This window comes from Acinetobacter sp. (assembly GCF_050285345.1).
Classification (GTDB): Bacteria; Pseudomonadota; Gammaproteobacteria; order Pseudomonadales; family Moraxellaceae; genus Acinetobacter.
In genome coordinates this window covers 1-7,999 of sequence record NZ_JBLZXR010000094.1, presented here as the reverse complement: position 1 = coordinate 7,999, position 7,999 = coordinate 1, and the positions used below count along the sequence as shown (strand labels likewise).

General features: G+C 38.9%; 8 protein-coding genes. 5 read left to right on the top strand and 3 right to left on the bottom strand.

Annotated features, from left to right (window positions below):
• The first annotated feature begins 359 nt into the window (after positions 1-359).
• From argC to ACN6OV_RS08310, 5 genes are all read left to right on the top strand, one after another.
• Positions 360-1,406, top strand: coding sequence for an N-acetyl-gamma-glutamyl-phosphate reductase (argC, locus tag ACN6OV_RS08330; protein WP_427951857.1), 1,047 nt, complete (start codon positions 360-362; stop codon positions 1,404-1,406).
• Between the two features lie 79 nt (positions 1,407-1,485).
• Entirely contained in the window at positions 1,486-2,235 is a 750-nt protein-coding gene (locus ACN6OV_RS08325) for a DUF6776 family protein (protein ID WP_427951854.1), read from the top strand.
• Between the two features lie 18 nt (positions 2,236-2,253).
• Positions 2,254-2,667: an ATP-dependent Clp protease adapter ClpS gene (gene clpS / locus ACN6OV_RS08320; protein WP_427951852.1), complete on the top strand. Its 414-nt coding sequence runs from the start codon at positions 2,254-2,256 to the stop codon at positions 2,665-2,667.
• Between the two features lie 12 nt (positions 2,668-2,679).
• Complete coding sequence (gene clpA / locus ACN6OV_RS08315; protein WP_427951850.1) at positions 2,680-4,956, top strand: ATP-dependent Clp protease ATP-binding subunit ClpA; 2,277 nt, start codon at positions 2,680-2,682, stop codon at positions 4,954-4,956.
• 85 nt (positions 4,957-5,041) lie between these two features.
• Entirely contained in the window at positions 5,042-5,395 is a 354-nt protein-coding gene (locus tag ACN6OV_RS08310; RefSeq protein ID WP_427951847.1) for a YnfA family protein, read from the top strand.
• A gap of 43 nt (positions 5,396-5,438) precedes the next feature.
• On the opposite strand, the gene ACN6OV_RS08305 is transcribed toward ACN6OV_RS08310, so the two are convergent.
• From ACN6OV_RS08305 to ACN6OV_RS08295, 3 genes are all read right to left on the bottom strand, one after another.
• Positions 5,439-5,915 carry a hypothetical protein gene (locus ACN6OV_RS08305; protein WP_427951844.1) on the bottom strand — a complete coding sequence of 159 codons (477 nt, stop codon included), beginning with the start codon at positions 5,913-5,915 and terminating at the stop codon, positions 5,439-5,441.
• A gap of 90 nt (positions 5,916-6,005) precedes the next feature.
• Positions 6,006-6,926, bottom strand: coding sequence for an ornithine carbamoyltransferase (gene argF, locus ACN6OV_RS08300; RefSeq protein ID WP_427951841.1), 921 nt, complete (start codon positions 6,924-6,926; stop codon positions 6,006-6,008).
• A gap of 114 nt (positions 6,927-7,040) precedes the next feature.
• A complete protein-coding gene (locus ACN6OV_RS08295) occupies positions 7,041-7,688 on the bottom strand; it encodes a TetR/AcrR family transcriptional regulator (RefSeq protein ID WP_427951838.1) in 648 nt (215 codons plus the stop codon).
• Positions 7,689-7,999: the final 311 nt, after the last annotated feature.

The following is a 7,999-nucleotide window of genomic DNA, read 5'->3' as shown; positions in this document are numbered from 1 at the left end:
AATCATCGACATCAAAATTTGTATCTTGATTTGCTTAAATTACTCCGTGAAAATCCTCTTTAGCTTCCTAAGCCCCTAATTTAAAAATCGAAAAATTTTGAATAGGTAAAATACCGTCAAAAGTAGAATCAGATAGATGACGTATTCAGATGTGTACCTATCAAATAGCCTAAGTTTGGCTCATTTCTCTCATACAAAATTTTATATTTACTACGAAATTTATAGGTTTAAATTGCCTTCAAGTATCAAAGAAACGGAAATAAATAAATTTAATCCCAACCAAAACAGTTCAGAAAATCATAACTTCCTGTCATACTATCTGACTTGGAAATGAATACTTTATAAAGAGGTAATTAGGCGTGATTTCAGTAGGTATTGTAGGTGGAACGGGTTACACAGGCGTTGAATTGTTGCGTCTTTTGCTACGACATCCAAATGCAGAAGTAAAAGTGCTGACTTCACGTACTGAAAATGGCCGTCGTGTCGATGATATGTTCCCAAGCTTACGTGGACATACTGACCTTTGCTATTCAGACCTCAATATTGATGAGCTTAAACAATGTGATGTTGTATTTTTTGCAACACCGCATGGCGTAGCGATGAAACATGCTGAAGCACTTGTTACTGCAAATACTAAAGTTATCGATTTAGCAGCAGACTTCCGTTTGCAAGACTTAGCACAGTTCGAAAAATGGTATGGTCTGGATCATGCTTGCCCAGAACTATTAAAAGATTCAGTTTACGGTCTGTCAGAACTCAACCGTGAACAAATTAAACAAGCCAATGTAATTGGCAACCCAGGTTGTTATCCAACGACTGTTCAACTAGGTTTAGCACCAGTTTTAAAAGCTGACGCATTGGTGAAACCTGAAAGCATTATTATTGATGCGAAATCAGGTGTTTCAGGTGCAGGACGTAAAGCCAGTCTTGGTATGATTTACTCTGAAAATGCCGACAACTTCAAAGCCTATGGTGTTGCTGGTCATCGCCATCACCCAGAAATTGTTGAAGCATTGGAAAATATTTCAGGTCAAAAAGGTGTGTTTAACGAAATTTTATTCGTGCCACACTTAGTCCCAATGATTCGCGGTATGCTCAGCACAATTTATATTGATTTGACTGATGCAGGAGCAGCAGCAGATTTACAAAGTTTATATGAGCAGTTCTATGCCAATGAACAGTTTGTCGATGTGATGCCTGCGGGTAGTTCACCAGAAACCCGTACAGTACGTGGAGCGAACCAATTGCGTATTGCACTTTGCAAACCACAACCAAAAAAATTAGTGATTCTTGTGGCACAAGATAACTTAGTCAAAGGCGCAGCAGGACAAGCTGTCCAAAATATGAACCTTATGTTTGGTTTTGCTGAAAATGCAGGCTTACAAGACATTGGTTTATTACCATAAGAAACGTTTTTAGACTTCACACACATTTAAATCTGGATTTAAATGTGTGACTTGAATCAGTTCAAATTAAGAGATGACGATGTCGAATACAGAATCAAATATCACGTCACAGCCGGAACACAGTGAAAAGACGCCTTTTATGAAGACGAATATGCCACTGGCAATAGGTGCGGTTGTACTTGCACTGAGCAGCGGCTTACTCGGATATAGTATTGGTCATCGACAGGGCTTAACAGTTGTTGGTTACGATGCTGATGCAGAACAACTGGTCGATGTTGTGCAAAAGCAAAAAACTGAACTTGCAACCTTAAATAAAAATTTGAATGCTGCGATTCAAGAACGTGATGTTGCGGTCAGCAATTCCAATGATTTGTATCTGGCTGTCAACAAAGCGCGTGATGAGCAAGAGCTTTCTGGCAATTTAGGCGTGTTATATCGTGAAGTGCTGCGCCAACGTGGTGGTATGCCATTGGCTGTACAGCATCTTGCGATTAAACCGCTACCAGAAAATGCTTATGAATACCAGCTTGATTTGGTTCAGGTTAGTCCTTCAAAAAGTTCTGCTTCAGGAAGTATTGAGCTTCGTCTTATTAAAGGTACAGAAGTTTTGGTCGTACCATTAGAAGACAAAAACTTTAATTTTACCGAAAGTGAACGTCTGACTGGGCGCTGGACTATACCTAAAGGCTTTACGCCAGAATTTATTGAAGTACGACTTTCAGGGAATAAACCTGTAGTTCGTCGTTTTAGCTGGTCTAAAGGTCAGCCTGTTGAAAATCAATCTGCCTTCCTTTCAGAAATTCCTCAAACTGAAGCAAGTGCAAACTAAGTGTGAAACCATAATCCTATGCGAACCAATAAGCGTCAAACGTGTTTATCTGACATCAAAAATTCATTTTACCAATCAGGTTTAGTGGACTGGCATCTAAACCCGACTATCAGCCAAGGTACGCAGGATGACGGTGATTCTGACATTCAAGTGTTGACTGCACCACCTGAATTAAAACGTCCTCCAATGTATGCTGTCGTTTTAATGAACGACGATTACACCCCAATGGACTTTGTAATTGAAATTTTACAACAATACTTTGCTTTGAATCTTGACCAAGCGACTCAAGTAATGCTAACTGTACATTATGAAGGAAAGGGTGTTGCAGGGGTTTATCCGCGGGACATTGCGGAGACTAAGGCAAACCAAGTCAATAATTACGCTCGATCACAAAGTCATCCATTACTTTGTCAGATTGAGCCAAAAGATTAATAAGGGGATTACATGCTCAGTCGTCAATTAGAAGTATCATTACGTTTGGCTGTCAGCATGGCTCGTCAAAAGAGACATGAGTTTCTGACGGTTGAACATTTATTATTGGCTTTACTCGACAACGACTCCGCTGTAAATGCATTAAAAGCATGCGGTGCAGACATTATTGTTCTTCGTAAAGAACTTGAAGAATATGTAGAACAACATACCCCAAAACTTGCAGAAAATAGCGATCAAGCACCACATCCTACAGAAAGCTTTGATCGCATTTTACAACGTGCCATTTTCCATGTGCAATCGAGTGGTAATGACCGTACGGTAGAAGGTGCGGACATTTTAGTCGCGATGTATTCAGAGCGTGATTCTTTCGCGGTGTATTTGCTTAAACGCCATCAAATCAACCGCTTAACTTTGACTCAGTACTTGTCACACGGTACGCGTAAAGATGAAGTTCAGGCGGAAGAAGAAATTGAAGAAATTGATGGTGAAACAATTTCATCGCCAAATGCAGGACCTTTGGAACTGTATACCACCAACTTGAACGCAGAAGCGCAAAAGGGCAAAACAGATCCACTGATTGGCCGTGAAAAAGAAATTGAGCGCACAGCACAAATTCTTTGCCGTCGCCGCAAAAATAATCCACTTTTAGTGGGCGACCCTGGGGTCGGTAAAACTTCAATTGCTGAAGGCCTGGCGTGGTTAATTGTCAATGCTAAAGCCCCTAAACCCTTAGAAAATGCTGAAGTATTTAGTTTAGATATTGGTGCATTGGTTGCGGGTACAAAATACCGTGGTGATTTTGAAAAGCGTTTAAAGCAACTTTTAAATGCCTTGAAGAAAAAACCAGAAGCCATTCTATTTATTGATGAAATTCACATGATCATTGGTGCAGGCTCAAGTATGGGCAGTACCATGGATGCATCGAATTTAATTAAACCCGCTTTGGCAAATGGTTCATTACGCTGCATTGGTTCGACCACTTTCCAAGAATATCGTCAAGTCTTTGAAAAAGATCATGCTTTATCACGCCGTTTCCAAAAGATCGATGTGAACGAGCCGTCAATTTCAGAAACTATTGATATTTTACGTGGATTAAAATCTAAGTTTGAAGATTTCCACCATGTGAAATATGACGACCAAGCTTTGGTCTCTGCGGTGGAACTCTCAGCGAAATTTATTAATGATCGTTTCTTGCCAGATAAAGCCATTGACGTGATTGATGAAGCGGGTGCACAGCGCCGCTTAAAAGCAGAGCAAGAAGGCACGGTGATTTCGGTAGAAAATATTGAAGATATCGTATCTAAAATTGCACGTATTCCACCGAAAACGGTATCTAAAGACGACAAGAGCGTTCTGGAAAATCTGGAACGAGACCTTAAGCGTGTAGTGTTTGGTCAGGATGAGGCAATTGAAGCTCTTGCATCTGCAATCAAACTTTCTCGCGCAGGCTTGAAAGCACCGGATAAGCCCGTAGGTAACTTTGTATTTGCGGGGCCTACAGGCGTTGGTAAAACCGAAGTCACTAAACAGTTGGCAAAACTTTTAGGTGTTGAGCTGGTACGTTTCGATATGTCGGAATATATGGAGCGTCATGCAGTATCTCGTTTAATTGGTGCACCTCCGGGCTATGTTGGTTTCGATCAGGGTGGTTTACTCACTGATGCGATTCACAAAAATCCGCATTGTGTTTTATTGCTTGATGAAATTGAGAAAGCGCATCCAGACGTATTCAATTTATTATTGCAAATTATGGATCATGGCTCATTGACCGACAATAATGGCCGTAAATCAGACTTCCGTAATGTCGTCCTTGTTTTAACAACCAATATTGGCGCAGAAAGTATTGCCCGTGTCAGCATTGGTTTTAAAGAACAAGACAACAGTAATGATAATCAGGATGCGATGAAAAAAGCATTCTCACCAGAGTTCCGTAACCGTTTAGATGGCGTGATTCAATTTAAAGCATTACCAACTACAGTTATTGAAAATGTGGTGGATAAGTTCTTAACTGAATTACAGGCGCAATTGGATGACAAAAAAGTCATTCTTGAAGTTGATCAAGATGCACGTGAGTGGATGGCTGAAAATGGCTATGATCGCTTAATGGGTGCTCGACCAATGCAACGCTTAATTCAAGAACATTTGAAAAAACCTTTAGCGGAAATGATCTTGTTTGGTGAGCTTGCTGAGCATGGCGGTAATGTTGCTGTGTCAGTGAAGAAAGAAAATGGTAAAGCTATTGGTTTGAAACTTGAAGTGTTTGAAGATCAAACGGCTGAACCTGCTTAATTAAGATAATTCTTCGAAATAACCCGTGTTCTCACGGGTTATTTTTTGACTAAAAATTTATTTTGGATCCTGTGATTTAGACCTTATGGATATTCATTTCACCAAAGTGTTTACGACTTTTTTATTATTTTTGATTACAGCCGTAATGGAAATTTTAGGCTGTTATTTTCCGTATTTGATTTTAAATCAAAATAAATCCCATTGGCTCTGGGTCCCGACAGCATTGGCACTTGCAGCATTCGTTTGGCTGTTAACCTTACATCCAGCTGCTTCAGGGCGCATTTATGCGGCCTATGGTGGGGTTTATATATTTACAGCACTCATGTGGCTACGCTTTGTCGATCAAGTTAGCCTAAGCAGATGGGATGTATTTGGTGGTGTGATTGTATTGGTTGGCGCAGCAGTAATAATTTTGCAGCCACAAGGTTTAATTCGCTAAATATGAGATAAAGGCTATAAACCCAGTGCTGCAAAAATGAAACTTAATTGAATTTGCATTCAGTATTATGGATTTTAATTTCATACTTTTGCTGAGTTGAAGATAAATCCATTTCTAAGATGTAAGGGTTTACGCGTTGAAATTGATGTTCAAATAATAAAGCACAATTTTGCAAAGAATTTTTCTTAATCAGTTGTTTCACTTGTTGTTGACCAACAGATTCTGCGAATTGAGTAAAGTCAGGCGTGGTAATAATACCGTCGATTTCAATTTTATTTGCTGAAACCTCCATTTTTTCCATCAGCATATTTTGGTCGACTTGAAAGGGAAGTGTGCGCGAATCTTCATCACTAATTGCAGAGAGTATTTCATTTAAAGCGTGCGAATTTTTAATTTTAAAAGAGGAATCTAAAATCCCTTTTTTCACCAGATACTGATCGAGCTCTGTTGGTTGTGCGGCAATTGTAATTGAACTAAGACCTAAAGTTGCTATAAATAAAAAGCATTTTTGAATTTGCATAATTTAAATCACTTATTAAAGTTATGGTTTTATTAAAGCATGCAGGAACAAAAAAAGCACCAGAAGGTGCTTTTTTATTATAGGATTAATTTAGTCTTTTTTTAGACTTTCGTTAAGCAAAAATTCGACCAGTGCTTTTTGTGCATGTAGGCGGTTTTCAGCTTCATCCCAAACCACAGCATTTTTATGGTCCAGCATGTTTTCTGAAATCTCTTCACCGCGGTGCGCCGGCAAGCAGTGCATGAATAGGCAATCTGGGTGCGCAAGATCCATTAGACGTTCATTGACTTGATAATCAGCAAAGGCTTTTTCACGGATTTTTTGCTCTTCTTCTTGGCCCATGCTTGCCCAAACGTCTGTCACAATCAGATCCGCATTTACAGCAGCATCTTCAGCAGAATTTACAAGTTCTACACAATGAGCAAATTCTGAAAGGAACTGTTCTTTTGGTTCATAGCCTTTAGGCGATGCAATTTTTAACTTAAAGCCCCACATATGTGCAGCTTCAATATATGAATTACACATATTATTGCCATCACCAATCCAAGCCACAGTTTTACCTTCAATTGAACCACGATGTTCAACGAAAGTTTGTACATCTGCCAGCAGTTGGCAAGGGTGGTGATCATCTGTTAATGCATTGATGACTGGAACTTTAGAGTAAGATGCAAAGCGTTCAACAATGTCATGACCAAAAGTACGGATCATCACAATATCAAGCATGCTTGAAATAACACGTGCAGAATCTTCGACAGGTTCACCACGACCTAATTGAGAGTCACGCGATGAAAGGAAAATTGCACTTCCACCAAACTGACTCATACCTGCTTCAAACGATACACGGGTACGGGTACTGGATTTTTCAAAAATCATACCCATGACTTTACCAACAAAAGGCTGGAAAACTTCATTGTTATGTTGTTTGCGCTTGAGCTCGATTCCGCGCTGCACAATTTGGTTAAGTTCTAAAGTTGATAAGTCGCGTAAAGTAAGAAAGTGACGCAGAGCCATGATTACTCCACAATAATTGCTGAATTAAAAAGTAAACAACAATTAATTGTTGGTTGGTTAAAAGAAAAGAAGATCAAATACTCTATACTAAATAAATGCAAAATTGCAAAAAAACTAGCGCTTTTGGTGACCGTCTAAGAATCGATCAACCGAATAACTGATGTAGTTGTCTGTTTCTTGAGCATCATCATCAATGGAAATACCCATTAAGATACGCCATTCCAAATTACGCAGTATGCCAAAATAAAATTGCGCAGAAAACAGAGGGTTTTCACAGTAAATTAAACCCCGCTCATGCGCTTGAGATAGAATTTCAGCAATCTCTTTTTGAATGTGTTTAGGGCCTTGTTCATGAATATATTGGGCAATATCAGGATTACGTCCAGTTTGCTCTAAAATTAAACGCATAAAAGCTGCATTTTCAGGAATAACAATATGTTGGTGAAAATTTACCAAAGTATTGATGAGGTAAGTGCGAAGATCGCTATCTTGATTTACATTAAACGGTACGGAAATATCTTTAAAAAATAAATTTCGGCGATAATCACAAATCGCTTTAAATAAGCCGTCCTTATTTCCAAAATATTTGTAAATAGAGGCTTTGGAACCACCTGCATGATTGACAATATCGTCAAGTGATACCGCATCAAAACCACGCTTTAAAAATAATTCAGTCGCACTTTCTAATAGCGCAACACAACGCTCATGCCCGCGCCGAGTCTGGGGCAAGTCTAAAGGTTCGAGGTACGCTAAATTTTGCATAAAATGATAATTTTCAACAAAAAAAGTGATGATTAATGAGTAATTATAGCAAAAATATGGGTACTTTTCTTATTTGCTAAAAAATAGCTGTTCTTTGACTAAAGAATAACAACAGAAATGTGAATAGTGAATTATATGACTAAAGTTTTAGAGTTTTTGTTCTACAAGGGCATAGAGTTGCAAAAAAATATGGCTATACTCGAATTTCGAAAATTATTAGTAATGCCGTGGAAAGGAATATGACACAACAAACATCTGCAGGCTTAAGATTCAGACAAGCACTGGAAGTAGAAAAGCCATTACAAATTATC